The sequence below is a fragment of the Phormidesmis sp. 146-12 genome (assembly GCF_052939495.1).
This window is the reverse complement of sequence record NZ_JBJPHS010000051.1, coordinates 1-25,203: the sequence shown is the minus strand read 5'-3', so window position 1 is coordinate 25,203 and position 25,203 is coordinate 1. Positions and strand designations below refer to the sequence as shown.

27 protein-coding genes are annotated in these 25,203 nt (G+C 47.9%); 18 read left to right on the top strand and 9 right to left on the bottom strand.

Translation table 11 applies throughout. The features are described from left to right. Positions 1-79: 79 nt before the first annotated feature. Complete coding sequence (locus ACKFKF_RS20385) at positions 80-601, bottom strand: CPBP family glutamic-type intramembrane protease (protein ID WP_446869393.1); 522 nt, start codon at positions 599-601, stop codon at positions 80-82. A 61-nt stretch (positions 602-662) separates the two neighbouring features. Here ACKFKF_RS20385 and ACKFKF_RS20380 point away from each other — a divergent pair, with 61 nt between their 5' ends. From ACKFKF_RS20380 to ACKFKF_RS20370, 3 genes are all read left to right on the top strand, one after another. Then, the gene (locus ACKFKF_RS20380; protein WP_446869392.1) at positions 663-1,961 is read left to right on the top strand and encodes a glutamate-5-semialdehyde dehydrogenase; all 1,299 of its coding nucleotides are present in this window, start codon (positions 663-665) and stop codon (positions 1,959-1,961) included. A gap of 411 nt (positions 1,962-2,372) precedes the next feature. Continuing rightward, complete coding sequence (locus ACKFKF_RS20375; RefSeq protein ID WP_446869391.1) at positions 2,373-3,314, top strand: ParA family protein; 942 nt, start codon at positions 2,373-2,375, stop codon at positions 3,312-3,314. A 48-nt stretch (positions 3,315-3,362) separates the two neighbouring features. Beyond that, a complete protein-coding gene (locus tag ACKFKF_RS20370) occupies positions 3,363-3,668 on the top strand; it encodes a hypothetical protein (RefSeq protein ID WP_446869390.1) in 306 nt (101 codons plus the stop codon). A gap of 637 nt (positions 3,669-4,305) precedes the next feature. Here the strand turns inward: ACKFKF_RS20370 and ACKFKF_RS20365 are convergent. From ACKFKF_RS20365 to queG, 3 genes are all read right to left on the bottom strand, one after another. Beyond that, positions 4,306-4,749 carry a hypothetical protein gene (locus ACKFKF_RS20365; protein ID WP_446869389.1) on the bottom strand — a complete coding sequence of 148 codons (444 nt, stop codon included), beginning with the start codon at positions 4,747-4,749 and terminating at the stop codon, positions 4,306-4,308. Between the two features lie 230 nt (positions 4,750-4,979). Beyond that, complete coding sequence (locus ACKFKF_RS20360) at positions 4,980-6,062, bottom strand: DUF362 domain-containing protein (RefSeq protein WP_446869388.1); 1,083 nt, start codon at positions 6,060-6,062, stop codon at positions 4,980-4,982. Between the two features lie 194 nt (positions 6,063-6,256). Beyond that, positions 6,257-7,207: a tRNA epoxyqueuosine(34) reductase QueG gene (queG, locus tag ACKFKF_RS20355; RefSeq protein WP_446869387.1), complete on the bottom strand. Its 951-nt coding sequence runs from the start codon at positions 7,205-7,207 to the stop codon at positions 6,257-6,259. A 63-nt stretch (positions 7,208-7,270) separates the two neighbouring features. On the opposite strand from queG, the gene ACKFKF_RS20350 reads away from it, so the two are divergent. The 3 genes from ACKFKF_RS20350 to ACKFKF_RS20340 all read left to right on the top strand — a co-directional run bounded on the left by ACKFKF_RS20350 (position 7,271) and on the right by ACKFKF_RS20340 (position 9,081). Next, the gene (locus tag ACKFKF_RS20350; protein ID WP_446869385.1) at positions 7,271-7,699 is read left to right on the top strand and encodes a ketosteroid isomerase family protein; all 429 of its coding nucleotides are present in this window, start codon (positions 7,271-7,273) and stop codon (positions 7,697-7,699) included. Positions 7,700-7,714: 15 nt separating this feature from the next. Next, positions 7,715-7,912: a hypothetical protein gene (locus ACKFKF_RS20345; RefSeq protein ID WP_446869384.1), complete on the top strand. Its 198-nt coding sequence runs from the start codon at positions 7,715-7,717 to the stop codon at positions 7,910-7,912. 149 nt (positions 7,913-8,061) lie between these two features. Beyond that, the gene (locus tag ACKFKF_RS20340; protein ID WP_446869383.1) at positions 8,062-9,081 is read left to right on the top strand and encodes a phosphodiester glycosidase family protein; all 1,020 of its coding nucleotides are present in this window, start codon (positions 8,062-8,064) and stop codon (positions 9,079-9,081) included. A 270-nt stretch (positions 9,082-9,351) separates the two neighbouring features. Here ACKFKF_RS20340 and rsmG read toward each other — a convergent pair whose 3' ends face one another. After that, positions 9,352-10,095 (bottom strand): 16S rRNA (guanine(527)-N(7))-methyltransferase RsmG, encoded by a 744-nt coding sequence (rsmG, locus tag ACKFKF_RS20335; protein WP_446869382.1) that lies wholly within the window; start codon positions 10,093-10,095, stop codon positions 9,352-9,354. Between the two features lie 33 nt (positions 10,096-10,128). Next, entirely contained in the window at positions 10,129-10,797 is a 669-nt protein-coding gene (locus ACKFKF_RS20330) for an ABC transporter ATP-binding protein (protein ID WP_446856989.1), read from the bottom strand. Positions 10,798-11,059: 262 nt separating this feature from the next. Between ACKFKF_RS20330 and ACKFKF_RS20325 the strand changes: the two genes are divergently transcribed. The 3 genes from ACKFKF_RS20325 to ACKFKF_RS20315 all read left to right on the top strand — a co-directional run bounded on the left by ACKFKF_RS20325 (position 11,060) and on the right by ACKFKF_RS20315 (position 13,119). Then, positions 11,060-12,004 (top strand): Sll0314/Alr1548 family TPR repeat-containing protein, encoded by a 945-nt coding sequence (locus ACKFKF_RS20325; RefSeq protein WP_446869381.1) that lies wholly within the window; start codon positions 11,060-11,062, stop codon positions 12,002-12,004. Between the two features lie 94 nt (positions 12,005-12,098). Continuing rightward, on the top strand, positions 12,099-12,557 hold the full coding sequence (locus ACKFKF_RS20320) for a DUF3531 family protein (RefSeq protein ID WP_446869380.1): 459 nt from the start codon (positions 12,099-12,101) through the stop codon (positions 12,555-12,557). Positions 12,558-12,894: 337 nt separating this feature from the next. Continuing rightward, the gene (locus ACKFKF_RS20315; RefSeq protein WP_446856992.1) at positions 12,895-13,119 is read left to right on the top strand and encodes a hypothetical protein; all 225 of its coding nucleotides are present in this window, start codon (positions 12,895-12,897) and stop codon (positions 13,117-13,119) included. Positions 13,120-13,146: 27 nt separating this feature from the next. Here ACKFKF_RS20315 and ACKFKF_RS20310 read toward each other — a convergent pair whose 3' ends face one another. Next, positions 13,147-13,272, bottom strand: a complete 126-nt coding sequence (locus ACKFKF_RS20310; protein WP_446869379.1) for a hypothetical protein — start codon at positions 13,270-13,272, stop codon at positions 13,147-13,149. A gap of 86 nt (positions 13,273-13,358) precedes the next feature. On the opposite strand from ACKFKF_RS20310, the gene ACKFKF_RS20305 reads away from it, so the two are divergent. The 7 genes from ACKFKF_RS20305 to ACKFKF_RS20275 all read left to right on the top strand — a co-directional run bounded on the left by ACKFKF_RS20305 (position 13,359) and on the right by ACKFKF_RS20275 (position 20,187). After that, positions 13,359-13,817, top strand: a complete 459-nt coding sequence (locus tag ACKFKF_RS20305) for a hypothetical protein (protein ID WP_446869378.1) — start codon at positions 13,359-13,361, stop codon at positions 13,815-13,817. Between the two features lie 90 nt (positions 13,818-13,907). Then, positions 13,908-14,807: a bestrophin family protein gene (locus tag ACKFKF_RS20300; protein ID WP_446869377.1), complete on the top strand. Its 900-nt coding sequence runs from the start codon at positions 13,908-13,910 to the stop codon at positions 14,805-14,807. Positions 14,808-14,836: 29 nt separating this feature from the next. After that, positions 14,837-16,204 carry a hypothetical protein gene (locus ACKFKF_RS20295; RefSeq protein ID WP_446869375.1) on the top strand — a complete coding sequence of 456 codons (1,368 nt, stop codon included), beginning with the start codon at positions 14,837-14,839 and terminating at the stop codon, positions 16,202-16,204. A gap of 110 nt (positions 16,205-16,314) precedes the next feature. Further along, positions 16,315-16,920 carry a class I SAM-dependent methyltransferase gene (locus tag ACKFKF_RS20290; RefSeq protein WP_446869374.1) on the top strand — a complete coding sequence of 202 codons (606 nt, stop codon included), beginning with the start codon at positions 16,315-16,317 and terminating at the stop codon, positions 16,918-16,920. Between the two features lie 29 nt (positions 16,921-16,949). Then, the gene (locus ACKFKF_RS20285) at positions 16,950-18,242 is read left to right on the top strand and encodes a glycosyltransferase family 4 protein (protein WP_446856997.1); all 1,293 of its coding nucleotides are present in this window, start codon (positions 16,950-16,952) and stop codon (positions 18,240-18,242) included. An 8-nt stretch (positions 18,243-18,250) separates the two neighbouring features. Beyond that, the gene (locus ACKFKF_RS20280; RefSeq protein WP_446869372.1) at positions 18,251-19,426 is read left to right on the top strand and encodes a glycosyltransferase family 4 protein; all 1,176 of its coding nucleotides are present in this window, start codon (positions 18,251-18,253) and stop codon (positions 19,424-19,426) included. Next, a complete protein-coding gene (locus ACKFKF_RS20275) occupies positions 19,423-20,187 on the top strand; it encodes a WecB/TagA/CpsF family glycosyltransferase (RefSeq protein WP_446869371.1) in 765 nt (254 codons plus the stop codon). The genes ACKFKF_RS20280 and ACKFKF_RS20275 overlap by 4 nt, the downstream gene beginning before the upstream one ends. Before the next feature lie 31 nt (positions 20,188-20,218). Here ACKFKF_RS20275 and ACKFKF_RS20270 read toward each other — a convergent pair whose 3' ends face one another. Together ACKFKF_RS20270 and ACKFKF_RS20265 are read right to left on the bottom strand one after the other, a co-directional pair. Next, positions 20,219-21,220, bottom strand: a complete 1,002-nt coding sequence (locus ACKFKF_RS20270; RefSeq protein ID WP_446869370.1) for a DnaJ C-terminal domain-containing protein — start codon at positions 21,218-21,220, stop codon at positions 20,219-20,221. Between the two features lie 259 nt (positions 21,221-21,479). Next, entirely contained in the window at positions 21,480-24,017 is a 2,538-nt protein-coding gene (locus tag ACKFKF_RS20265; protein ID WP_446869369.1) for a sugar phosphate nucleotidyltransferase, read from the bottom strand. Between the two features lie 392 nt (positions 24,018-24,409). On the opposite strand from ACKFKF_RS20265, the gene ACKFKF_RS20260 reads away from it, so the two are divergent. Together ACKFKF_RS20260 and ACKFKF_RS20255 are read left to right on the top strand one after the other, a co-directional pair. Further along, positions 24,410-24,586, top strand: coding sequence for a hypothetical protein (locus tag ACKFKF_RS20260; protein ID WP_446857002.1), 177 nt, complete (start codon positions 24,410-24,412; stop codon positions 24,584-24,586). A gap of 4 nt (positions 24,587-24,590) precedes the next feature. Then, positions 24,591-25,203 (top strand): class I SAM-dependent methyltransferase (locus ACKFKF_RS20255; protein ID WP_446869368.1); only part of this gene is annotated, 613 nt, incomplete at its 3' end.

Genomic DNA, 25,203 nt, shown 5'->3' with positions numbered 1-25,203 from the left:
CATTTACAGAGAATTCAAGAGCGACAACCCATGCAAGATCATTGAATGTTATGTATGCAATTAAGCGATGAATGCAACTTCACCCACTCGTAAACTTTTCTAGTCCACCTAACATGACTAACCAGACTACAACAATTAACCAATGCAAAATGACTGGAATCCAGAGTGAGCCGCTGCGAAGATAAGAAGAGGTGCAAATCATGCCCAACAGCCCTGCCCCAAGTAGAAAAATTGGACTGCTGAAGAACGGTCGCCCCCCTGGATTGAGCGGATGATAAATCACAAATGCCAGCCAGCTTAAAATTGTCCAAACCCAGCGCATGTAAGGCAGTACAGGTTCAGACCGATGGGGAATCAGCAACACTCGAAACACAGATTCTTCGGTCAAACCAGGCGAGATAAAAGCTCCGATCGTCACTTTCAGCAGCGCATCCCATCTCGGCTCAAACTTGAGAAACCCACTAACAAACCCCATCGGTAAGTAGATCAGGCTATACAACCCCAAAAGCAGCAGTGCATAGAGCCAGTCAGTTCTATTAGTCCGGGTGCAGACTGCTAACAGCAACCGATCACCGATCTTTCTTACAAATCTTAAAATCATCGGAAAAATCGCCGGATTCTCTATACTAAGCTGAGAGTATCGCAATCCTTTCCTTCTGGCTATGACTTCCCAAGTTGCTTCCTCACTGACCGATCTTGCACAACACACTCGCACTGCTGCCCGTGATTTGGGAACGCGATCGACGGAGGTCAAAAATCGAGCGATCGCCGCCATTGCAGATGCCCTAGAAGCGAACCAGACTGAAATTTTGGCTGCCAACGCGGCCGACTGTGAAGCGGCCAAAACTGCGGGAATTGCTCCAGCTTTGTATGCGCGATTGAAGTTAGATGAGGCGAAACTGCGGGGAGCGATCGCGGGCGTTCGAGATGTGGGCAAGCTGCCTGATCCGGTTGGTGAGGTGCAGATTCACCGTGAGCTAGATGAGGGGCTAATTCTCAAGCGGGTCATCTGTCCGTTGGGGGTGTTGGGCGTGATTTTTGAGGCGCGGCCGGATGCGGTGATGCAGATTTCGAGTCTGGCGATCAAGTCTGGAAATGGTGTGATTCTCAAGGGCGGCAAAGAAGCAGTCCGATCGTGCGAAGCATTGGTCAAAGCGATTCATCAGGGATTGGCGCAGACAGAGATTGATCCATCCGTTGTTCAACTTCTCACTACACGAGAAGAAACGCTGGCGTTACTCAAACTCGATCAGTTTGTAGACTTGATTATTCCTAGAGGATCGAATGCGTTTGTGCAGTTTGTGCAAGATAATACAAGAATTCCCGTTTTGGGACACGCTGACGGAATCTGTCATTTATACGTCGATCGCTCTGCCAATATCGAGAACGCGATCAAGATTATGATTGATTCTAAAACACACTATCCCGCAGCCTGCAACGCCATTGAGACTCTATTAATTCATCAGACGATCGCTTCAGAATTTCTGTTGACAGCAGTTTCGACACTGCAAGCAAAAAACGTCGAACTACGAGGAGACGAACGAACTCGCGAAATTCTCAACATCGCCCCGACAACGGAAGCCGATTGGATAACGGAATACAGTGATTTAACTTTAGCCATCAAAATTGTAGACTCATTGGAACAAGCGATCGATCACATCAATACCTACGGCTCACGGCATACCGAAGCGATCGCTACCGAAGATCCCATATCTGCTCAAACCTTTTTGGCTCAGGTAGATGCGGCGGGGGTTTATCACAACTGTTCGACGCGCTTTGCGGATGGGTTTCGCTATGGATTTGGGGCAGAAGTGGGCATCAGTACCCAAAAAATGCCGCCTCGTGGCCCCGTTGGGCTAGAAGGACTCGTCACCTACAAATATCAACTTGTGGGCAATGGTCAAATCGCCGCCACCTATACGGGAGCCAACGCCAAACCTTTCACCCACCGGGATTTATAGAACAAAGTTTCTACTTTTAGCTCCCGATCGCCCAATCAAGTCCTCCAAGCATCCCCCCTAAGACGCTTATAAAATTGCGGTTGAAATGCTCGATCGCGCTCCAATTCGCTCTACTTGAAGTTATACCAAATTGATCTTTGAGTGCTACAGATCTGGGAGAGCAACCTAAATCTCCCACTGGTGGAGGACTTCAAGCCAAAGAAGTCTCGGATTCTCAAAGTCCCCCAGACTGGGGATTTGGGGGGCGAAGGGTCTATAACATTAACAAATTAATTTGGTATTAGAAATCCTTAAAACACAAGACGATCAGATTTTTTTCAAATTCGTTTGATCTCCGTAACTTCTAGGGACTATATTTAAGTGCCTAACTGCCGGAAAATTGTAGGCATCGTTACTCAGAGGAATCAGGTCATGACGTTTGTGATTGCAACTGCAAATATGAAAGGTGGAGTGGGCAAAACAACGCTCACCGTCAATCTGGCAACTTGCCTTGCAAAATATCACGGCAAACGAGTTTTGATCGTCGATCTCGATACGCAAATCAGCGCGACTTTGAGCTTGATGACACCCGCCGATTTTGCAAAGATTCGCAACGAAAAACGGACATTGAGACAACTGATTAAGCGATCGATTCTCTCTGATCCTCAGCTAACGACCACGGTTTCTGAAGCCGTTCGCTCTTATGTCTGCAATGTCAAAGGGTTGGACTTGTTGCCGGGAGATATTGATCTCTATGATGAATATTTGGTGTCAGAAATGCTTCACCGCAAAGCAATGCACCAGGGACAAGTCAACTTTGAAACGACCTGGAATACTTTTGAGAAGACGTTAATTCAGAGTATTTTGCAGCCGATCGCCAAAAACTACGATCTGATTATTTTAGACTGTGCGCCTGGATATAATTTGATGACTCGTAGCGCCTTGTTAGCCAGTAATTTTTATCTAATTCCTGCAAAACCAGAGCCATTGTCGCTGATTGGCATTCAACTTCTAGAAAGACGCATCGCCAAACTCAAGGAAACTCATAAAGAAGACACACCCGGCGGCCCAAATCTGTTAGGAATTGCCTTTTCACTCTCTGGAAACGTGTTTTCGAGCCGCTATTATGGACAAGTTATGAAGCGACTAAACGAGGACTTTAGCGAAGCAAAATTGTTCAAAACGCGCATTCCACCTGATGTCAATGTGTCAAAAGCGGTGGATACATTTACGCCTGTCGTCCTATCCAATCCTGGCACAGCAGGTTCTAAAGCCTTTGTCTCACTCGCCCAAGAGTTTATGCAAAAGTTAGCCACCTCTGCCCGCATCGACCAGCCGCCTTCCAAATTTGCGCTGACTTCGCTGGATGATTAAATGGATTCTTTAATCTCTATCCAAAGTTGATACAAAGGACAGATCAGCGTGAATGAATTTCAAATCCTCAAGCACTATCAAGCCGGAATGATAGCCTACGATTTGTGTCATCCTCCAACCTTACAATCTCAAGGTCAAGCACTGAAAGCAGAGTTAAGTGAGCTAGTTGCAAAACCTAGTTTAGAAGAAGCTTGGGATGTCCTACATGCTTTGGGTCGGCTGACCTGGAAACTAACTGGAATTCCCCTACAACTGTTGGCTTATCCTACTGTACGCAAGCATGGGCAGCGCTACGCAAAAACAGGTTGTATTCGCAGCCAAAACAACTGTCAGAGAAGTTGCTGCCTGCAATAGAAGGATGGCTTAACCAAGGAAAGTAGATGAGAGCGATCTCTTCGAGTTACCCGCAAGGGGTCGCCCACTTATTCTCAAAGCAATCCCCCAAACAACAAATCCGGGACAGACTGTAATCCATCCCGGATAAAGATTTCTCAGTGAGTAGGCATTCTCTCTGGATATAAGACCAAGCTAAACAAGGGTTTCAAGATTACTTATTCAAGAACCCCTATGTTCATATGCAATTTTATATGCAGATAATAGACCTCCTGCACGCATCATAATCGCCCTCATCCCCAACCCTTCTCCCCAGGGAACTACCGTGTACACACAAGGCCGGAATCGCTTCGTTTCAATCGGCTTCAGCCCCCTAAATCCCCCATTCTGGGGGACTTTGACAAAGGAAAGATTTCCAAAGTTCAAAGCCATGACAACAGCTCAAAGTCCCCCAGAATGGGGGATTTAGGGGGCGAAGGGTCTTGGCAATGACAGATCAATCAACTTGTGTGTACACGGTAGCCCCAGGGAGAAGAGAGCCAGACTCTCTTCTTTTCTCTTGTTCCCTCTCCTTGGGGAGAGGGCTAGGGTGAGGGTAGAGTACTCGTGCAGGAGGTCTATTGAAGTCGTACTCACTAACCCTGAGAAATTCTATTCTCTATTTACCAAAGGCATCCTTGATATTGTCAACGGCACCTTTGACAGCATTCATTGACTTATCAACGGCTGTCTCAGTGCGATCTGCATCTTCACTCGCTCTTTTTTCGATTCGAGACTTGTCACGCTTTGCTTTCGTTTCGGCAGCACCCCCATCTTCATCCGCGCGATCGACTTTAGCAGCGTTCTTGTTAGCAGTTTTCTTAACTTTACCTTCGGTGTCTCTGATCAGATCCTTAGAGCCTGCCCGAACGTCATCGGCTGCCCCTTTGATCTGGTCGCCTAGATCTGCTGCAATCAAGCTCGTGGTTGGACTGGCGATCGCTGGAACACTCAAAGAAAAGCCACCCAGCCATACAAAAGCGACAGTAGCCACACAAAACAGACTCGTCGCCAGCCAGCGTCCCGCAGTAAGAACTTGATTCCCAAAATAATTCAGTTTCACTAGATACAATCTCCGTAAGATTTAACTCTCTATCTCTACTGCATTTTCTTGCCTAGTTGAATCTTGCTCCAGGTAGACGTTGGACTATCTTAAGTAGTAGAAAAGGTACACCTCAAAGCGTGATCCTCAGCAGAACTTGAAACCAAAGCACTGAAGGACTTTTACTCCCTAGGCAAGGGTCAGTTTTGTTAAATCCACAATCCGCAGACACCTTATCCTGTAGAAAGGCTTCAAGCCGTAATCAGTTTACGAATTTGATCAGCCATCCCTCGTCCAGCACTGTCAGCCGTGATAATCTCAATCTGTTCGGCGCGGGTGGCTCCCAATCCTAACTCGACCGCTCGGCGAATCTGTTCGAGTTGCCAAATCGAGCCGCGAGAAACGGCTTCAGTCGTGCCCAACGATCGTAAGATTGCAATGCCAACCACATCCACCGCAACGCGATCGGTTCCCGCTAAGATCACATTTGATTTCACTTGCTTTCCAGCTTCTGGCCCGCCATTCACCAAAGCTTCAACGCCATCTAATAACACGAGTGCAGGCTGATAGACTTTATTGATTTCGGCAATCATCAACCGTTGGTGTGGCGAAGCATGTAGCTCACTCATGTAGTTGTACGAGTTTCCCGGAACGTATTTGGCCACCATACCGACACTGTTTTTGAGCGACAGGGTAAAGTGTCCGCCAAAACGATGGGTTTTTAGGCAGCAGGTATTGATGATTGCGCCTGCATTGAGAATCGGACGGGCAACAGCAAATCCTCGACTCCAATGGGTGTCTTGAGCCGGAAAAGATTGCCAATCCGCAGCGCCCAATTCATCCAAAACGATCGCTTTCACCCCATAGCGGTCAGCCAGCCGAAACACGCCTTTGCTGGTCATTGCTTGCCGAGTGTCAGCCATCCCACTGCGATCTCCGATCGTAATTTGCCCCACTTTGGCGGCCTGCAATTCTTGAATTAACGCTTCGAGCAGGCGAGTATCTGTGGCAGCAGGTGCCGGATCAGCGGTGTTGTAGTTCGGTTTGAGAAAGACTGTTTTGCCCGCGATGTGATCCGGCTGTAGAAGGTCGATCGCTTTGCGAATTCCAGCGACGCGATCGGTCGTTTTGATCAAGACAACTCGGCTAGTTTGACCTGTACTAAAAGGAATAGGATTTGCTGCCTGAGCATCTGCCACAAGATCATCAGACTGAGAATTTGCGGTGAGTGATCGACAAGCAGTCGGAAAAGTCGCAGCCCCTGCCGCTAACCCCGCTAGATGAAGAATTTTGCGTCGGCTCAAATGGGGTGCGGACTCATCTGGAAGTACCATTGCTGCATCCTTGAATGATCTCTACAGCTTTGGTGTAGCAAAATTTGACAGACTTTGGCAGAGAGAAAACGATTTGGATGGGTTCTTGACGATTAAGGCTAACGTTAGTTCGATAACGTTTTTTTGCTTCGATGTTCTGCGCTTCTGCCCCCCAAGCTGCCACTTCTGGGGGACTTTCAGACCAGATCTGTGGTTCAAACTCCTTCGCGTGATTGGTTGCTTTCGAGAGTTGCTCTGGCATTTCGGCGCATCATGGCAGGCTTAATTCTGCGTAGGGCAGAGGCGGGAAAGCGTCGATCGTACTCCTCGTCCGACAAATTTGCGATCTCATTTAGCGTCGGGGCAATGTTCCACGGATAAGGTTGAAAGTCAGGAACATCGGTTTCTTGGGCAAAGCGCTGATTCCAGGGGCAGACATCCTGACAAATATCACAGCCTGCGACCCATCCTTGAAGCTGATCAGCAACGGGAGCCGGAATCTCAGAACGATTCTCGATCGTATGGTAAGCAATACACCGATTAGCATCCACAACAAATGGCTGAGTGATTGCCTGCGTAGGACAAGCTTGAATACAACGGGTACAAGTTCCACAATGCTGGGTGTGAGGTCGATCGCTCACTAATTCTGCATTCGTCAACACCTCACCGAGAAACACCCAGGAACCATAGTCTCGCGTGATCACGTTGCCATTTTTGGCGATCCAGCCAAGTCCTGCCTGTTGCGCCCAGACTTTATCTTGAACCGGGCCTGTGTCTGCATAAAATCGGGACTGAATTCCGTCTCCTTGAGCTTCGAGCCACAGAGAAAGCGCCTTCAATTTTTTATGGAGAACTTTGTGATAGTCGCGTCCCCAACCATAGCGAGAAATTTTGGCATATTCTTCACCATTGGGTCGATCGTGTTCCGTGTAATAATTGAGCGCCACACAGACCAGCGATCGCACTTCCGGCATCACGAGTTGAATATTTTGCCGTTTGGGATTAGCCATCCACGCCATTTCTGCCTGATAGCCCTGCTCTAACCAGGATTGCAGCGATTCTACAGACTGCTGATTTGTGACTTCATCAATACGCACAATTCCAACTTTGTGAAATCCCAATTCCAAGGCTTTTTGCTTAATTTTTTGAGTTAATTCTTGGCTCATTTTTCTTCCCAAAATATCTCTTGAGAGTCAGGACAGCGCTTACTTTTTTGCATAAGGTGAGGAGTGAAGCGAATTGATACTTTTGCCATGAATGTCACTGACTCGACAACGCTCAAGATAGAAGGCATTGCCAACCCTACGATCGTGGCCTATTTTGAGACGTTAAACTCAGGTGACTTTGAGAAAACGAGTGGTTTGTTTGCAATCAATGGAGCTATGAAACCGCCATTTGAGTCGCCAATTGAGGGGCGGGAAGCGATCGCTCAATATCTGCAAACCGAGGCTAAAGGAATGATTCTTCAACCCCAGCAAGGGACTACGCTGAGTTTAGAAGATGGCTGTACAGAAGTTCAAGTAAATGGCAAGGTGCAAACCCCGTTATTTGGGGTGAATGTTGGCTGGCAGTTTGTATTGAATGCTGATCAAGAAATTCTTTTTGCCAAGATCAAGCTATTAGCCTCGCCCCAAGAATTATTGAAGCTGCGCCGTTAGAAATCGGACAGAACATTGCACTTTTCAATCAATTTTCACACTAAATTTCCAACCTTTGAAGATGTCCGGCAGTCCCCCAGAATTGGCACGGCAAAAGCGCTCAAAAACGAAGCGAAACACTTTTATCAAATCCGCGCTGGAATTAGGGCGATCGCTAATTATTGTAAATTTTGTTACAAAAAAGCAGCCTTATCGGGATTGTTTGCTCACTAATTGAAGAGTCTAATGGACGGAATTTCAAAATTTACAAAGGTGTCATCCTCCCTGAGTAAGATTTTGTGAACAACCGTTAAATCTTTTTAATAGACTTCGAGCGATTAAAGAAGCAAGGCATGATCAACAGAGCGTTTCAGAAAGCGTTAATGCTGAGTCGAATCAAATCCGATCGTAGACGACGAGCCGTTCAATGGCTATCCACTTTCTTGGGCAGTGTGTCGATCGCAACGGGGTCTACCCTTTTGCTAAGTTCGCTGCTTCCTGCCAACATCCTGATTCTCCCAGCGCCGCCGCTCAAAACCACCGAAGAACCTGCTCCCGTTCCCCCTGTCGCTCGACCGATTTCTGTCGTTCAGCGCAAGATTGCTGGCGTTCCGCTTTATATTACGATCGTAGATCTGACTGATCCCAAAACTTTTATCAGCGTGGGTTTAGCCAATCGTGCCAAACAAGCCAACAGTGCGCGATCGACCCAGGGTGATGAGCCGTTTATCGGACTAGTGCGCCGTCAGCAAGCCGCAATCACCGCCAGCGGCACCTTTTTTAGCACCGACGCTCAAAAGCGAGTCATGGGCAACTTAGTATCTGGCGGCAGGTTTCTCAAGTACAGCCCCTGGGAAAATTATGGAACAACCCTCGGACTGCGATCGGGCAATCGACCTGAAATGATCACCGCCAGAGTCGAAGGCAAACCAACCTGGGATCAGCACTGGTTTTCGCTAACAGCAGGGCCGAGACTGCTCAAAAAAGGCAAAATCTCGGTCAACCCCAAACGAGAAGGATTTACCGACCCAAATGTGATGGGAGTCGCTGTACGATCGGCGATCGGCTTTCCAGAACGAGGCAAACGGCTTTTTTTAGTCACCTTCCTGACTCCAGTTTCGCTCAAAAAAGAAGCGGCAATTATGCAAGCGATCGGCTGTCACGAAGCGATGAATCTAGACGGTGGCTCCTCGGTAGGGTTGGCCCACGGCGGTCGGATTTTGCGTCCCGCAGGTCGTGAACTCACCAATGTAATCGCCATTTACGATACAAGACACCCGGCTCCCGATGATCTGACAAGCTCTTGGACAGAGTTTCAGCAGAGAGAGCGGGCGGAAGGGATGAGGGAGAACTTCGATGATCTGCTGCCCTTTGGGGGTAATCCGCTTCGCGAGGAGGGATGAGGGATGAGACAGAAGAAGTTTTGGCGTTGCTGAATCAGGGGAGGAATTGCCTCAAAGCGGCGGGAACCCCAATGTTCAAAGTCCCCCAGAATGGGGGATTTAGGGGGCGAAAAGATGGACACTTCCCACAGATTCATCCCTCCGATCAGCAACGCCGAAGTTTTAATCTGTGCTTCAAAGTATTGGCAGATTAGGTATTGGCAGATTGGGGGCAGAAGTGCTGAACAGCGAAGCAAAAGAACTTCACCGAATTCACGCCTCACCCCTCACTCACAGCGGCGTTTGCGTCGGAATGCCCGTAGCACGAGGGAAGCTGGCCGAAGTAGGGGCGACTTTTCGCAGGTAGAGACAGTGACGGACACTCTGAGTCAACGGCGTGAGCAGCTTTTCAGAAGGCTCGATCGCTCCTCCTAACTGTTCCACGGCGACCTGCAAATTTTCAGCCTCTTCTTCTGTCCACTGACCGCGATAGAGAACGGCTAGTCCTCCCAATTTTAGAAGCGGCAACGTATATTCTGCACACACCGAAGCGGAAGCCACCGCCCGAATCAAGGCTAAATCGTAGTGTTCTCGATGTTGGCGAAGTTGTCCGACTTGTTCAGCCCGATCGACCCACACATTCACGTTCTCCAATCCCAAAGTTTTGACACTCTCCTGGACAAACGTAATTTTTTTGCGCGTCGAGTCGAGCAGCGTCAGATGCCAATCAGGACGAACGATCGCGATCGGCACCCCCGGAAACCCGGCCCCCGTGCCAACATCGATCACGTCAAACCCTGTAGAAGTCCCACCCAGAAACTGAGCAACACCCACCAGCGAGTCCCACAAATGTTTTTCCCAAAATTCTGAAGGCGCTGTGATCCGTGTCAAATTAAACTGCTGATTCGCCGTCAAAATCAACTCATAAAAGCGCTGAAACTGCTCTTGTTGGCTTACATCAGGCTGCCACCCCAACGTTTCACGCCACAAATCAGACATCTCCGGCAACTTAGATGTCTCCACTTCATCCCTCATCCCTCATCCCTCATCCCTCATCCCTCATCCCTGCTAAGAAATCAACTGCGGCTCATTTGCCTTTAACTTTTCGGGGTCGATTTCATTTAACTCGCCCTGTTGAAGTGTCCAGCAGCGATCGGCGATCGCCAACATATCTCCTGCATCATGAGACACCACAAGGAGGCTCCACTGTTGTTTGAGTTTGGACAGCAGATTGACCAACTGTTGTCGCATTGACCAATCAAGCCCGGCGGTCGGTTCGTCAAGCAGCAAGAGGTTGGGCTGACGGATCAATTGTACGGCGAGGGCGAGTCGTCTTTGTTGTCCACCACTGAGAGAATGAGGCGCTGTTTTTAGAGGCAAGTGGTCGAGCGAAACGGATGCTAACGCTTCATGAATCCGTTCTGAGCCAAGTTCGGGATGACCAAGCCGCAGTTCTTCTAGCAGGGTGCCGCCGCAAAAATGACGTTCTGGAAACTGAAAGACGAGGCCGCTCAACTGTTGAAGGTGGAGAAAGTTGAGTTCTTGTTCTCGCCAAAAAATGCTGCCGCTGGTGGGTTCTGCCAGTCCTGACAAAATCTCTAGGAGGGTGCTTTTTCCTGATCCGCTGGGCCCGATAATTAGCCCTAACTGCTGAGGAGCGATTTCAAGGTTGATCGATTTGAGAATCGCCGTTTGACTGGCAGGCGGATGATAGGAGAGGTCACGAAGATAGAGCATTCAGGACGGTACTCAAGAGGGTGAAAAGTCTGGTCGGACTAAAGAATTTGTACTCAGCATTCTGGCATATCGATCGCTAGTTTACCCAAATCCCTCACATCCGACATGATCACCAGGGATGAACTCTAGAGTCCGGAGTTCAAACGCCAAAGTGGAACTTGAAATAAGGAAGTTCGTCAAGCAACTATTACATTTTCTGGATGGCAAAATTAAATTGTCGTCGCAAACTGACTTCCTCACCGTCCTTTAGAGAACAGAACTTATGCTTGATTTTCCCTGTGGGCCGATTTATTCCTGGGTTAATCCCAAACAACTGGGGCGGGTAATGGGCGCGACGGCGATCGCCATGAGCCTTTGGATTACGCCATCTTTTGCCAAAGATCCGTTTAGAACGACGAACCCCCGTCCGATCGGAGACAAGACCGAAGCTGCCTTTAAAGCCGTTTTTGAGCAGGGCAACTATAAAGCAGCCGAAACCTTTCTCAGACAAGCTGAACCCGATGAACCGTTAGCCTATGCGCTACAGGCAGCGATGGCCTACAACAATTTTCAGGGTGAAACCGATCCGCAGAAAAAACAAGCGGCGATCGATCTACTCAAAACCAGTGCTGGTAAAACGCGGGAAGCCGCCGATCGTTTGCTCAAAACCGATCCGCTTCGGGGCAATCTCTACCTCGCCGTTAGCAACTTCATCGAACTGGGCTACGTGATCGGCACTCAGGGCTTAGTGCGCGGCACCCCCCAGGCGTTAGGAAGAATTCAGCAGGCATTCAAAAATCTGGACGATGCTGAAAAAATTGCTCCCCAAGACCCAGAACTCAACCTCATCAAAGGCTATATCGAGTTGCTGCTGGCTGTGAATGTGAGTTTGCCGCTGTCTAATCCAGGTCAGGCGATCGAGCGACTAGAAAGATACGCCAGTCCTCGATATTTAGCCGATCGCGGATTGGCAATAGGCTATCGAGATATGAACCAACTAGATAAAGCTTTGGTTGCCATCAATCGAGCGATCGCTGCCGCCCCAACTAATCCCGAACTCAGCTATCTCAAAGCTCAAATTCTCGTGCGTCAAGGCAACAACAAAGACAGCGTGGCGTTCTTTCAAAAGGCACTCAATCAAAAAGAACAGCTTCCTCAAGGAGTGGTCAAACAGATTCAACGCGAATTCGATCGCACCCAGCAGCGTTTACAAAACAAAGGGCGGTGAGAAAAGCGCTGAGGTTGGGGTTTGTGCAGAATGGATAATGAAGAACTGAAATTCATGTTTTACAATTGCCCCTTACCGACAGCAATCCGAAGTTATGCAAATACAATTTCGAGAATTTGATCCCTTTAACGTTTGGATTTGGGTTGAGTTCAGTACGGTGCCCTCTGAGATGGAGAAGCAGTACGTTGAAGAACTTTTTACATCCTGGTTCTTTTTAGGAAAGCTGGGCGGCTTTAATGCCGAAAGTCTGCAAGTTCAAGATGTGGGGCTAGAAATCAGCTACATGACCTACGACGAAGATGCTTCTACAAATACGCTGGTCGCCTTGATGCACAACATGGGCGAGTTTGAGTATGAAGGCTATTGGGGACGCTGCTGGTTTGACTTGGGGACGAGTGACGCGATCGCGCTTGACATTCTCATCAACTCAATTCGACAGCTTAGTCAGGATTATGTGACGATCGAGCAACTGATTATTGGCGGTGAAAACGAGGACTGGCGGGCACCAGGCAGCAACCAGCCCGACTTTGTAATGGACAATCAGCAAAACTAGTCAGGCAAAGTCTTGAAACTGGACAATTTTGATCAGGAAAGTCATCCTCAAGCATTGAAGATGTCTTTATCGGTAGGAACAACGACAACCCAAACGTAAGCCTACAGAACAAATTTAAGAGACATCTCCTCCTGCGGGGTGGGCCAAGTGTCCGCCCCTTTTTTTGTGAGAAAGGTACTAGTGCACTGTTATAAAGAAATTTCTGTTACTTTCGCTACAGATCTATCCCAAGACATAAGATGGGGTCAAAGAGTTCAGTCTCTTGGTAGCGGTTTCGCCTGTTTTCTCGACCGACGATCGATCAACCCAAATCACTAATTTCTACAAGAGTAAAGCAATGCAGTCTTCCACCTGTCCTTCAGATCTCCCTAACCCCAATCCAGCGTCTCAAACCGGACAAGTCGGCCCCTCGACAACCTTGTTGGGAATGCTGGCTCTAGTTTTGCCGCTCGGTTTTGCCCTGGGATTTTCCTGGTATCGAAAACGTCGCGCTTACCAACGTACTGTTCTTTTGCTGCAACAAATTGCTATGCTGGAGTCTCAGTGGCGCAGCCATTCTTGACGAGATTTTTAACAATATTTATTTGAATTACAGCTTATTTGTTTTAGCGATCGTGCCCAGAGAAGGGTCAATCAGGCAGGTTTTTAGAAGATGAATTTGATCTGCTGTGGGTGCAGTTTGTGAGTGTGGCAGCGATCGCCTGATTTCTCTCATCCCTTCCAAATCTTCTCGAATCCGGTCGTAAAGGCCGGTTTTTTATTGGGAAGAGTGATGCAACTGACCTCAAAGCGGTTGATAATGTGCGTGAGTCGATCGCAGTGGGTAGCGTTATGCAATTTCGAGCTTTGGTTGTTGTCGTTCTTTCGGCCTTTCTGTGGATTTTGGGAGGGTCGCCGGATGCGTTTGCCCTGACTCAAATCAAACTATTTGACCTGTCTTATCACGAGTGCCCAACTGAGGTCGGAGCCGGAACCGTCAGCAGCGGAGGCACTTCACGCGCGGCAAACTGCTTCATCGTCACGGGCAAAGCCGAAAACTCTACCAACAAACCTGTGGTCAATGCAGACATTTTTGGGCGCATCTACGACGCAAACAACGACTCAGTGATGCAAAATCGGACTCGTCTGGGGTCGATCGAAGAAGTGCCTCCCGGAGTCAGCGATTTTGAACTGAGAATCACCGTCGCCGCCAATCAGCCCACCCCGCTCAAGCTCACTCAATTTAAGGCAGCCGGGTTTACGGGCAAAGTTCGGCGTTGATTGACCGTTAGTGCTTCCAAAAATTAGGGAATCCAGGACTTGTGCCATGCTCCCACTTCCTAGCAAACTGCCGTCCACCGATTCCATGTAATGAGTTTAGAAAAACGCCGCTGGTTGCAGCTTGCCTTGCAGCTAAAAGGCTCGATTATTTTGTCTGTTTTGCCCCGGTCTATCTTTTGCGGGCTGTTTGGGCTAGTGATCACCGTATTTCACCACTACAAATATCCTGTTTCACTGCCATTTTTGGCTAGTTTGATCCCTAATATTGTGCTGGGGTTGCTGTTAGTATTTCGCACCAATACTGCCTACGATCGCTACTGGGAAGGTCGAAAATGTTGGGGCAAAATCATTAACTGTGTGCGAAACCTGGCACGACGCATCTGGATTGTGGTGGAAGAAAAAGAGACGGGCGATCGTACTGCAAAACTGGCGGCTTTGAATTTAATTGTGGCGTTTGCGGTGGTGACAAAATTGCATTTGCGTCAGGAGGCGGTCAATCATGAAGTTGAGCAATTAGTTTCCCCTGAGCAATTTGAGAAACTAAAAAGAATGAATAACCCACCGCTCAAAGTTGCCTTCTGGTTGGGCGACTATTTGCAATTGCAGCATGAGCGCGATCGTCTCAACATTCATCAACTGACCGCGATGCACGAACTGTTAGATAGTTTGGTGGATCAATTGGGCGGTTGTGAACGCATTCTCAAAACCCCCATGCCTCTAGCCTACGCGATTCATCTCAAACAATTACTTTTGCTTTATTGCCTGTCTCTGCCCTTTCAAATGGTGGGTAATTTAGTTTGGTGGACTTGCCCCGTTGTGGTGCTGATTAGCTTTACGCTGTTTGGGATTGAGGAAATTGGCATCGAAATCGAAAATCCGTTTGGGCGCGATCCCAATGATCTACCGCTGGATACGATTTGTGAAACGATGCTGCGAAATATTGCCGACTTAACCAGTCTCAGACCCAGTGTTCAGGTAGACAAATGGTAGATACTGGGAGGAGTGTCTAATCTCGCATCATGGGTGCAGTGCCGAAATTCCTCAAGAAACCAGACCCAGACGGGCAGCAGAGAATTCGTCGCGCGACTCTCACTGGGGTAACGACGCTGGCGGTGCGAGGGGTTTCGATGGGGGCTAATTTGCTCTCGATTCCGCTGACTGCTCATTATTTGGGAACAGAGCGATTTGGGTTGTGGCTGACGTTGAGCATGTTGCTCAGTTGGGTCAGTCTGACTGATCTGGGATTAGCTAATAGCTTGACTAACGTTTTGTCAGCCGATCGTCCCGACTCCCCGCAGGCAAAGCAGGCCGTTTCTAGCGCATTTTGGCTAATGGTTGGGATGGCGATCGCTCTGACGCTAATCTTCTTTATGGTTCACCCCTGGGTACAGTGGGATCGGCTGTTTAACGTCACGTCTGCTCAAGCAAAATCTGAAGTGGGTTGGGCGGCGATCGCGTTTTTTGCTGGCTTTATTTTGCGCTTGCCCCTCTCGGTCGCTGGACGAATCTACACCGCTTATCAAGAAGGCTATTTTTATCAAGCTTGGGGTGGGTTGGGTAGTCTGGCCTCGGTGACGGCTCTCGTGGTGGCGATTCAGTTTCAAGTCGGGCTACCGCAGCTTGTAATCGTATTTTTTGGCACATCCTTGCTGGGCGATTTGTTAGCGACGGTGCATGTTTTTGGTTGGAGATGGCGATCGCTGCGTCCTCGACTGTCTGCGTTTAGTCAGAAACAAGCTCAATGGTTGCTCAAAACAGGCCTGCAATTTTGGGTGATTCAAATCAGTTCCATCATTTTTTTTCAGACCGATCTGATCATTGTTGCCCAATTGTTTGGTGCAGAAAAAGTTGCGACTTATGGAACCATTCTTAAGCTATTTGGCTTATTAGGAACGATTCAAACAGCTTTCTTATTTCCGTTGTGGCCCGCCTACAGCGAAGCGTTTTCTAGAAGAGACATTTCCTGGATTATTCAAACGTTTAAAAAAACGATCGTTTTATCATTGCTCTGGTCAATTTCGATGGGACTAATGCTTGCCGCATTTACAAACAATATTATTTTTATTTGGCTTAATGAAACAGTGACGATCGATACTTCATTAGTCGCGGCAATGGTCGTCACAAGCGTGCTATTGGCAGTCGGTCACTGCATCGGAACAGTGCTTAATGGAATGGGTATCATAAAGTCTCAAGTCATTTTTGGACTGGCAGGAGGCGTGACTAATATTGTTTTGTCGATCGCGCTTGGACATCTGCTTGGCGTTGCCGGAGTTTGTTGGGCAACAGCGATTTGTTTGCTAGTATTTCCAATCGGAATTATTGGAACTCATACGCTAAAAATTCTTCAAAAGCTGAGATCTGACTTTAAACTAATAGACAATCATTAGGAGACGGTGCATTGGACGCTTATTCGCTTGAGAATGCTCGAAAATTTCAGTGGTCTTCAATCACAGGTGAACTAAACTCAGAAAGAGTTGCTCATCTCGATCGCTATCTTTTGGGCAATCTGTTTCTAGATGCTGGATGTGCAGGTGGTGCTTACTCAGAATATCTAAGAGCCAAGGGATTTGATGTGACGGGAGTGGATAAAATGCTTGAATTTTTAGAAACGATTCCGGTCGATCAACGGCATTTTTATAAGCAGGCAGACATCACAGACTTGCCTTTTGAAGACAATTATTTTGACTCTACTTACTGTTTTGACGTGCTGGAACATGTTGATGATCTGACTGCGCTTAAAGAGTTAGTTCGAGTCACAAAACGACGTTTAATTATTACAGTTCCCCATGAGAATTACTCGCTTTTTCAGAAGTGTAATTTGACTTTACTTACGTATCAAGATTCTACTCATTTGAGGTACTATAACGCAGAGTCTCTGGAGAAGCTTATTAGAACTGTGACCAATTCACCATTCAAAATCTCTGGTGAAATTCGAGTTCCAATTCGGTATTTGTGTTCTGAACTAATCAAAGGAGAAAGGAGGTTTTCTTTTAGCTATGCTGTTAGAAGTCTTGTTGCATTTTTAATCAAGGCTCTCTTATTGACTATGAAGCAATCTGATTTAGAGTTTCATTCTTCTCTGGTTGCGATCGTTGATCTTTAATTATCTTCTTATAAAAGTCGAAGTTTAATATGAAATATCGGGTCGCTTACGACATTTCTGTGTTAGGAATTAGTCATTTTAATCAGCGTTCTCGCACAGGTATTTTTCGAGTAATTGATGAGAACCTCAAATATCTTTTGCAGATTGGCAATCTTGACCTCACCCTAACTTCTTGTAGAGCCTATTGGGAAATGGCAGCCGCCTTACAATTTGTACAACACCTTTACCCAAAGCATACTGAACAATTTAGCCTTCCCTTTCCTCCAAAGTCTTATACTTCTCTAATCTACAAGGCAGAAAAAAAGCTAGTTGATTTTAACTGGAAGCGAACCACGAGCCGAACTTTAATTAACAAAGTTGCAAGAAAGTTTTCAACGTTTCCGATCGAGCGCTTATTCCCCCCCCAACTTCAGTTCACAGACATTGATTTATTCCACTTTCCATTCTTCAAAGTTGGCAATTTAGAATTTACTCAATCAAAGCCCTGCATTTTTACAATGTATGATTTGATTCCGATTAAATTTCCTCAATATTTTAAGTATCGAGAATCTAGACATTTAAGTAATGCAATTGCTCGAATTAGAAAGGATCGGGATTATGTAATCTGTATTTCAGAAGCGACTAAACAAGATTTCTGTGAGATTTCTTCAATGAATCCCGATCGCGTTTTTGTAGTTCCATTAGCTGCATCTGAGGCATTTTACCCAGTTGTGGATGATGCGACGATCGCTCTCACAACCCAAAAATATCAGATTCCCAAAAGTCCCTATATTTTAAGTTTAGCGACCCTTGAACCGCGCAAAAATTTGGATTTCCTGGTGAGAGGATTTCTCAGATATATTCAGGAAACTCACAATCAAGACACTTGTTTGGTTCTAGTCGGAACGCTAGGTTGGAAGTACGATCGCATCTTTGAATCACTGCCTGACGTTGATCCAAAACTGCGATCGCGAATTATTCTTACAGGCTACATTCCTGATGAAGATTTGAGCGCGATTTATAGCGGTGCGTCTGTTTTTGCTTACCCTTCTCTCTACGAGGGATTTGGCTTGCCGCCGCTTGAAGCCATGCAGTGTGGAACGCCTGTGATTACTTCCAATACAAGCTCTTTACCTGAAGTTGTAGGCGAGGCTGGAATCATGATCGATCCCCATCAAGAGGACGAGCTTTGTCAGGCGCTTTCAAAAGTTCTCAACAGCACAGAACTGAGAATCGAAATGTCACAAAAATCTCTACAAAGAGCCAGTCAGTTTAGCTGGAAAAAATGTGCAGAACAAACTGCTGAAGTCTATCAAATTGCGATAAATAATTCCTCAAAATAGATAGAATTATGCGATTGCTTTATACGTTGACTGCCTATCCTCCTTACATCGGAGGGGCCCAACTTCATCAACACAAAGTAGCCCAACAGTTGAGCGATCGCCACACCATTCAAGTGGTCAGCCATTGGGATCAAAATCGCACCGATTGGCTATTAGGAACAACTCTGAATGCACCCCGAAATAGCCGTGATTACGTGATAGATAACATTCCAGTACATCGATTGGGGTTATCGAATTGGGAAAAGCTAAAACTGGCTCCGATCGTACCAATTTATTATCCTTTAATGAGTCTTGCACTACCAAACATTTCTACTTGTTTAGAGCAGCATTTAACTCGATACGCAGATGTCGATCTGATTCACAACGTTCGGATTGGACGAGAAGGATTAAGCTATGCATCATTTCAGACAGCAAAACACAGAAACTTACCGTTTGTCTTGACTCCAGTTCATCATCCTCGCTGGATTGGATGGCGATATAAAGCCTACTTAAAACTCTATAAATTGGCGGATATCGTGATTGCTCTGACTCAGGCAGAAAAACAGATCTTAATGGAATTAGGAGTTCAAGAGAACCGAATTGCAGTAACTGGAATGGGGTCAGTTTTAGCCCCTGATGCCGATGCGATCGCCTTCCAAAAAAAGCATTCCTTAAAAGCACCGATCGTTCTTTTTCTCGGACAGCACTATGCCTACAAAGGTTATCGTCACGTATTAGAATCTGCAAAGCTCGTTTGGCAAAAAATCCCCGAAGCGCAGTTTGTTTTTGTCGGGCCGGCAGTCAAACAGTCTGAGCAAGTTTTTCGAGAATTTGATGACCCTAGAATCCATCGTTTGGGTAAAGTTGATTTGCAGGAAAAAACCAACGCGATCGCAGCCTGCACGTTACTTTGTGTTCCTTCTACTCAAGAGAGTTTTGGGGGCGTTTATACCGAAGCCTGGAGTTTTGGAAAACCCGTGATTGGGTGTCCGATCCCGGCGGTTTCAGAAGTGATTTCAGATGGTGTGGATGGCTATCTTGTAGATCAGGAAGCTCACCAAATTGCCGATCACATCTGTCACCTTTTATCTAACCCAACTCAAGCTCAAAAAATGGGAGAAGCTGGACAACGTAAAGTCACAGAACGTTATACCTGGCAGCGCATTGCCCAACTGACAGAGCAAGCTTATCAAATGGTTTCATGACCAAAATCTTAGGAACTCGCCTCGACTGTGTAGATTATTCAGAAGCGTGCGATCGCATTCAAAAGTGGGCGATTCAAAAGACTTCCTGCTACATCGTGGCGGCAAATGTGCATGTAGTTATGACAGCCTATTGGCGCAGATCTTATCAACAAATTGTGAATAAAGCGGCTCTCATTACACCCGATGGAATGCCTTTAGTGTGGGGCTTACGACTCTTACAAAATTCTCAACAAACCAGAGTTTATGGCCCCGACTTAATGTTGAAATGGTGCGATCGTGCCGCTCAATCTAATCTATCTATCTACCTCTACGGCACCACAGAAGCCACTTTAGATAAACTTAAATCCAACTTACAGCAGCAGTTTCCCACCTTACAAATTGCTGGAAGCTATGCGCCTCCCTTTCGCGCCCTGACTCCTGCCGAAGAAATGGCGGATCGCGATCGCATTCATGCGTCTGGTGCTTCGGTCGTATTGGTCGCGCTCGGTTGCCCCAAACAAGAAGAATGGATGGCAAAACAGCAAGGTCAACTGCAAGCCGTGATGATTGGAGTCGGGGCCGCCTTTAGTTTTCACAGTGGCGAAGTGTCGCAGGCTCCCCGCTGGATGATGCGCCTCGGCTTAGAGTGGCTTTATCGCTTAGTTACAGAACCACGCCGCCTCTGGAAACGCTATCTCCTCAACAACCCTGCCTTTGTCGTTTTGTTTGGCTGGCAGTTAATGCAACGATCGCTTAAAGGTAATCATTCAGATTTTCACTAACCCGTAAGCGAATTTAAGCAACGGATTTGATCTAAAGCTGAACGCCTTTGAGATTTGCACGCGGGTCATAGCTACGACCATCCCGAATTTTCTCGTAATATTCGCGCTCAACAGGACTCAATTCTTTGGGCGGTACGATCGTAATCTTGACCATCTGATCACTCCGATCGCCCTTCGGACTTTTCCAGCCTTTCCCTCTCAGCCGCAGCGATTGTCCCGATCGAATCCCCGCCGGAACGTTCACCTTCACCAGTCCATCGGGCGTTGGCACTTCAATCTGTGCGCCTAAGACGGCCTCATCAGGGGCGATCGCCACCTCACAGGTCAAGTTGTCGCCGTCAAACTGAAAGAATGGATGGGGCGTAAGTTCGACGGTCAGATATAAGTCGCCGCGCTGACTCGTATAGTGAGGACTAAAGCGACCTTTGCCCCGTACCCGAATTCTCGTCCCCGCTTTGGCACCAGGGGGAATGCGTACCTCGATCGTTTCGTTGCCAATCGCAAATCGTTTCTGAGTGCCGTTAAAAGCTTCTCCCAAAGTCAATTTTACAGAGGCCTCGGTGTCGAGATTTGCCCCCATATCGGCGGTCGAACCTGCGCCCGAAGGAGCCGTACGATAGCCGCTAAAAGGATCTGCTGTGCGCCCATATCCGGTCGTGCTGTTGTTGCCCATCCGCCCCAGCAGATCGTTGATAAATTCGTCAAAACTGCCGTAGCGGCCAAACTCAAATTCATCAAATCCCGGCGTTGTATTGAAGGGCGATCGTCCTCTTCCGGGGCTGGCTCCGGCTCGATCGGCTTGCTGCCAATATTGTCCAAACTGATCATATTTTTTGCGCTTGTCGCCGTCTGACAGCACCTCATAAGCCTCGTTGACTTCTTTAAAGCGAGCCTCTGCCGCCTTATCGCCAGGATTCAAATCAGGGTGATATTGTCGCGCCAGCTTGCGAAATGCCTTCTTGATGTCATCTGCACTGGCAGTCTTGCTCACGCCCAAAATCGTGTAATAGTCTTTGAAGTCGGTTGCTGCCACCAGTCTCTACCCCTTTAACGATTAATGTACTTCACTATAGTTTTGTCGAGATTTTATCTCCAGTTGCACTACTAACATATCAAAAACGACCTTCTTCCAGGTTCGGTCGAGCTACCGATTTGGGTTGAAATCTCCGTACAAGAAGGGATGAGGGAGAACTTCGATGATCTGTTTCCCCTTTGGGGGTAATCCGCTTCGCGAGGAGGGATGAAAGAATTGCTTTGATAGATTCGTGGATATTGGTTTTTGAAGTTTTTTCTCAAACTCGCTCGGCTCGGCGTTCATCGACTCCTTGTTCTTCGTAGACAAAATCTTGGACGCGCAGACGGTATTCTCGAAGGGTTTCATCGACCCAGCCGCGATCGTGGCTATTGGCATAAATGTGAATCAATGGCTCACCCGCATCGGGGAGAATCAGCACCCAACTATCATGCTGATGATTAAAAATCTTTACGCCGTCAATCAGTTCTAGATTTTCAACGGGATGACTTTCGACCAAATGCCGCATCAGCGCGCCTTTCACCGTCCACGGGCAGCGCACAGAATAGGTTTTGTGAGAAATGCGGGGGCACTCAGCGCGAATCTGAGCCAGAGTTCGCTCTTGGAGAGACAGCATCTCAATCAGTTTGGCAATGCAAAACATCGCGTCAAAGCCAGGATGCAGTTGAGGAAAGATGAATCCCATTTCGCCACTGCCACCCACAACCGTGTTGGAATTGGTGTGGCAGGTCTCCATCAAAGCGGTCGGGTTGGCTTTGGTTCTCAGCACTTTACCATCGTGGCGACGGGCAATCAGTTCCACCGCGCTGGACGCATGAACTGGAACGACCACCGTCCCTCTCGGATGCGCCGTCAACACCATATCGACCATCAAAGCCGTCAGCGTTTCACCCCGAATCGGATTGCCCGTCTCATCAACCAAAACAAGCTGCTCACCATTGGCTGAAACCTGCACTCCAAAAGTCGCTTTTAGCGCTTCGACCACATGCCCTAGCTGATTGAGCAAGCCTTCACGATCGGCTGCTGTCGGGGCGGTTTGTGTCAAACTTGCATTCAATACGACGGCATCACAGCCATATTTCGCTAACAGTTGGGGCAACACTGCACCAGACACCGCATAAGCATAATCGATCACGACTTTAGAACTGCTGTGCTGAATGGCTTGAGTATTCAGATGCTTCTCAAACCCTCGGCTGTAAAGGTCGATCGCTTGATTGACATTCACCACATTGCCAATTTCTTGAATTTGCGCCCGTCGAAAATCTTCCTTAAAGAACGCGCCTTCGATCTTCTTCTCGGCTCCTTTAGAAATATTGATACCTTTGCGATCGAAGAATTCAATCAGCAGATGATCCGAGCGATCGGGATGCACCCGCACATGAATGCCACCAACGACTTCCAGCGTCGGGACAATCGATCGCGCTACAGGAATCGAAGTCGCCTCCAAATTTTGCACACTCACGCCCACTGACATCAGACCTGCAATCAGCGATCGTGACACCATTCTCGAAATTGGTCGCTGATCGCGCGAGACCGTCACCTGTGCCCCCGGTTTCAAGGTCGAACCATACGCCGCTCCCAATTTCACCGCAAATTCTGGAATGATATCGACGTTCGCCAACCCCGAAACACCTCGCTGACCAAAGAGATTGCGATGAGCCGCATAGCCCCAAATTAAATTACTGTTGAGCGTGGCACCCGGTTCGACATGCTTGCTCGGCCAGATTCTCACATTGGGACTCACTTGAGACTCCTCACCTACACTCGACAGCGGCCCGACGACGGCTCCTTCTAAGACATGGGCGCGACGATCGACTCGTGACCCGCGCGCGATCACACAGGCCCGCAAATGCACTTCTTCGCCAATCATCACGCCATTCCAGATAATCGGACGCTTGAGGTCTGCGTCGGCTCCGATCGTCACATTGTCTCCGATCGCCGTTCCTGCTTCAATTTGAACTCTTTGCCCAATGCGGCAGTTGTTGCCAATAATGGCAGGCGTTTCGATATGGGCAGTTGGATCGATGAACGTGTTTTCTCCCACCCAGAGACCGGGCGATCGTTCTGGATACGGAAAGTTGAGCGTCACTTTTTGCCGCAGCCCGTCATATTGCGCTTCTCGATAAGCATCCAGATGACCCACATCGCACCAATATCCCTCGGCAATGTAGCCATACATCGGCTCATCTTTTTCGAGCATCAGGGGAAACAGATCTTTAGAAAAATCGGCTTCCTCATTGAAGGGCAGATAATCGAGAACTTCAGGTTCCAGAATGTAAATGCCCGTGTTGACCGTATCTGAGAAGATTTCGCTGGTCGAGGGCTTTTCTAAAAATCGCCGAATGCGATCGTTTTCGTCAGTGATCACGACCCCAAAGTCGATCGGATTGTGCACCCGCGTCAAAACCAACGTCGCTTTAGAGTGATTGCGATGATGAAACTCAATGGCGGCCGTCAGATCAAAGTCTGTAATGCTGTCTCCGCTGATCACCAAAAACGTGCCGTCTAGCAGTTCTGCGACATTTTTGACACAGCCTGCCGTACCCAGGGGTTGGTCTTCTTCGACAGCGTAGGTCATCTGCACCCCAAACTCACTGCCATCTTGAAAATAGTCGCGCATCACATCCGGCAAATAGTGCAGCGTCGCGATAATTTCTCGAATCCGATGGCGCTTCAGCAAATTAATAATGTGTTCTGCGATCGGGCGATTGAGAATCGGCACCATCGGTTTGGGCAGGTCACAGGTAAGGGGGCGGAGTCGCGTTCCTGATCCACCTGCCATCAACACTGCACGCATACGGTCTCCTTGCTGTTTGCTGTGGTTGCTCTCATCTGTGGGGCACCCGCGACGATGTAATTAGACGAAATCGGGGGCATCAGGAAACGGGGAGCAATTCTCCTGACACTTGCCACACTAGCACTTCCCACGGTTGAGAGTCGGTGTCCTACGGATGCATCGTGTCAATTTTTCTCGATCAGCGTGTGTGAGAATTGTAAGAAGATTTCTTAATTTCCTTAATCTAATTTGAACGTGCGATCGTTTTCTCAGACAGTTCCGCTAACAATTCTTTAATCACGCCCCTGGATTGCTTCAATGAAATTGATTTGACCACCCATCGCCCGATCGATTGCTAGAATCTTGAGTAATCGCATCATTGCGGTGTTGTTTGTACGATCGAGGCTCAGGAAATGAAACTTTTACTGCTGGTTGCGTTGGTAGGCTATGCGTATGGCGCTTGGAAGTTTTGGAAAGGATTTCGGCGGACAAACTTTAACGAAGGTAAGCTATACCTATCGTTGTTGTGGCCGGTGTTGCTGATCAGCAAGTCCTATCGCCAAAACTTCACCAAAGCACTGAAAGGTTAGGCACTTGAAACAAGATCGATTTCAAGATTGGCAAACTCAAATTACGGCGGTTGCCGATCGCTTTAATCAAGACTACCGGGGAGAACCGTTTGATCTGCCAGATGAAGTCAAGGCGATGCCCATCTTTCTCGAACGGACTTCGGGCATTTTGCAGTCAAAAACGACTTCTCCCTTTTGGCAACTGGCAAAGCCGCAAAAAAATCAGCGCTGCCTGGATATTGGCTGTGGGGTGAGTTTTTTGATTTACCCCTGGCGAGACTGGGAGGCGTTTTTTTATGGGCAAGAAATCAGCACGATCGCCCGTGATCTTCTGGTTGCTAGAGGGCCACAGTTAAACTCCAAACTCTTCAAAGGCGTGACCCTGGGAGCTGCCCACGAGCTGCATTACGAAGCAAGTCAGTTTGATCTGGCGATCGCCACAGGATTTAGTTGTTACTACTCGATCGACTACTGGGAAACCGTCTTAACCGAAGTCAAGCGTGTTCTCAAACCCGGCGGCTCGTTTGTCTTTGACGTGCTAGATCCTGACATGCCTCTGGCTGAGAACTGGGCAATTTTGGAAACCTATCTCGGTACAGAAGTGTTTTTAGAACCGCTCACCGACTGGCGAAAAGCAA

Bases quoted from the DNA above. Each gene is read 5' to 3' on its own strand.
- ACKFKF_RS20385 (WP_446869393.1), bottom strand. From the start codon at position 601: ATGATTTTAAGATTTGTAAGAAAGATCGGTGATCGGTTGCTGTTAGCA.
- ACKFKF_RS20380 (WP_446869392.1), top strand. From the start codon at position 663: ATGACTTCCCAAGTTGCTTCCTCACTGACCGATCTTGCACAACACACT.
- ACKFKF_RS20375 (WP_446869391.1), top strand. From the start codon at position 2,373: ATGACGTTTGTGATTGCAACTGCAAATATGAAAGGTGGAGTGGGCAAA.
- ACKFKF_RS20360 (WP_446869388.1), bottom strand. From the start codon at position 6,062: ATGGTACTTCCAGATGAGTCCGCACCCCATTTGAGCCGACGCAAAATT.
- queG (WP_446869387.1), bottom strand. From the start codon at position 7,207: ATGAGCCAAGAATTAACTCAAAAAATTAAGCAAAAAGCCTTGGAATTG.
- ACKFKF_RS20340 (WP_446869383.1), top strand. From the start codon at position 8,062: ATGCTGAGTCGAATCAAATCCGATCGTAGACGACGAGCCGTTCAATGG.
- rsmG (WP_446869382.1), bottom strand. From the start codon at position 10,095: ATGAGGGATGAAGTGGAGACATCTAAGTTGCCGGAGATGTCTGATTTG.
- ACKFKF_RS20330 (WP_446856989.1), bottom strand. From the start codon at position 10,797: ATGCTCTATCTTCGTGACCTCTCCTATCATCCGCCTGCCAGTCAAACG.
- ACKFKF_RS20325 (WP_446869381.1), top strand. From the start codon at position 11,060: ATGCTTGATTTTCCCTGTGGGCCGATTTATTCCTGGGTTAATCCCAAA.
- ACKFKF_RS20320 (WP_446869380.1), top strand. From the start codon at position 12,099: ATGCAAATACAATTTCGAGAATTTGATCCCTTTAACGTTTGGATTTGG.
- ACKFKF_RS20315 (WP_446856992.1), top strand. From the start codon at position 12,895: ATGCAGTCTTCCACCTGTCCTTCAGATCTCCCTAACCCCAATCCAGCG.
- ACKFKF_RS20310 (WP_446869379.1), bottom strand. From the start codon at position 13,272: ATGAGAGAAATCAGGCGATCGCTGCCACACTCACAAACTGCACCCACA.
- ACKFKF_RS20300 (WP_446869377.1), top strand. From the start codon at position 13,908: ATGAGTTTAGAAAAACGCCGCTGGTTGCAGCTTGCCTTGCAGCTAAAA.
- ACKFKF_RS20295 (WP_446869375.1), top strand. From the start codon at position 14,837: ATGGGTGCAGTGCCGAAATTCCTCAAGAAACCAGACCCAGACGGGCAG.
- ACKFKF_RS20285 (WP_446856997.1), top strand. From the start codon at position 16,950: ATGAAATATCGGGTCGCTTACGACATTTCTGTGTTAGGAATTAGTCAT.
- ACKFKF_RS20280 (WP_446869372.1), top strand. From the start codon at position 18,251: ATGCGATTGCTTTATACGTTGACTGCCTATCCTCCTTACATCGGAGGG.
- ACKFKF_RS20275 (WP_446869371.1), top strand. From the start codon at position 19,423: ATGACCAAAATCTTAGGAACTCGCCTCGACTGTGTAGATTATTCAGAA.
- ACKFKF_RS20265 (WP_446869369.1), bottom strand. From the start codon at position 24,017: ATGCGTGCAGTGTTGATGGCAGGTGGATCAGGAACGCGACTCCGCCCC.
- ACKFKF_RS20260 (WP_446857002.1), top strand. From the start codon at position 24,410: ATGAAACTTTTACTGCTGGTTGCGTTGGTAGGCTATGCGTATGGCGCT.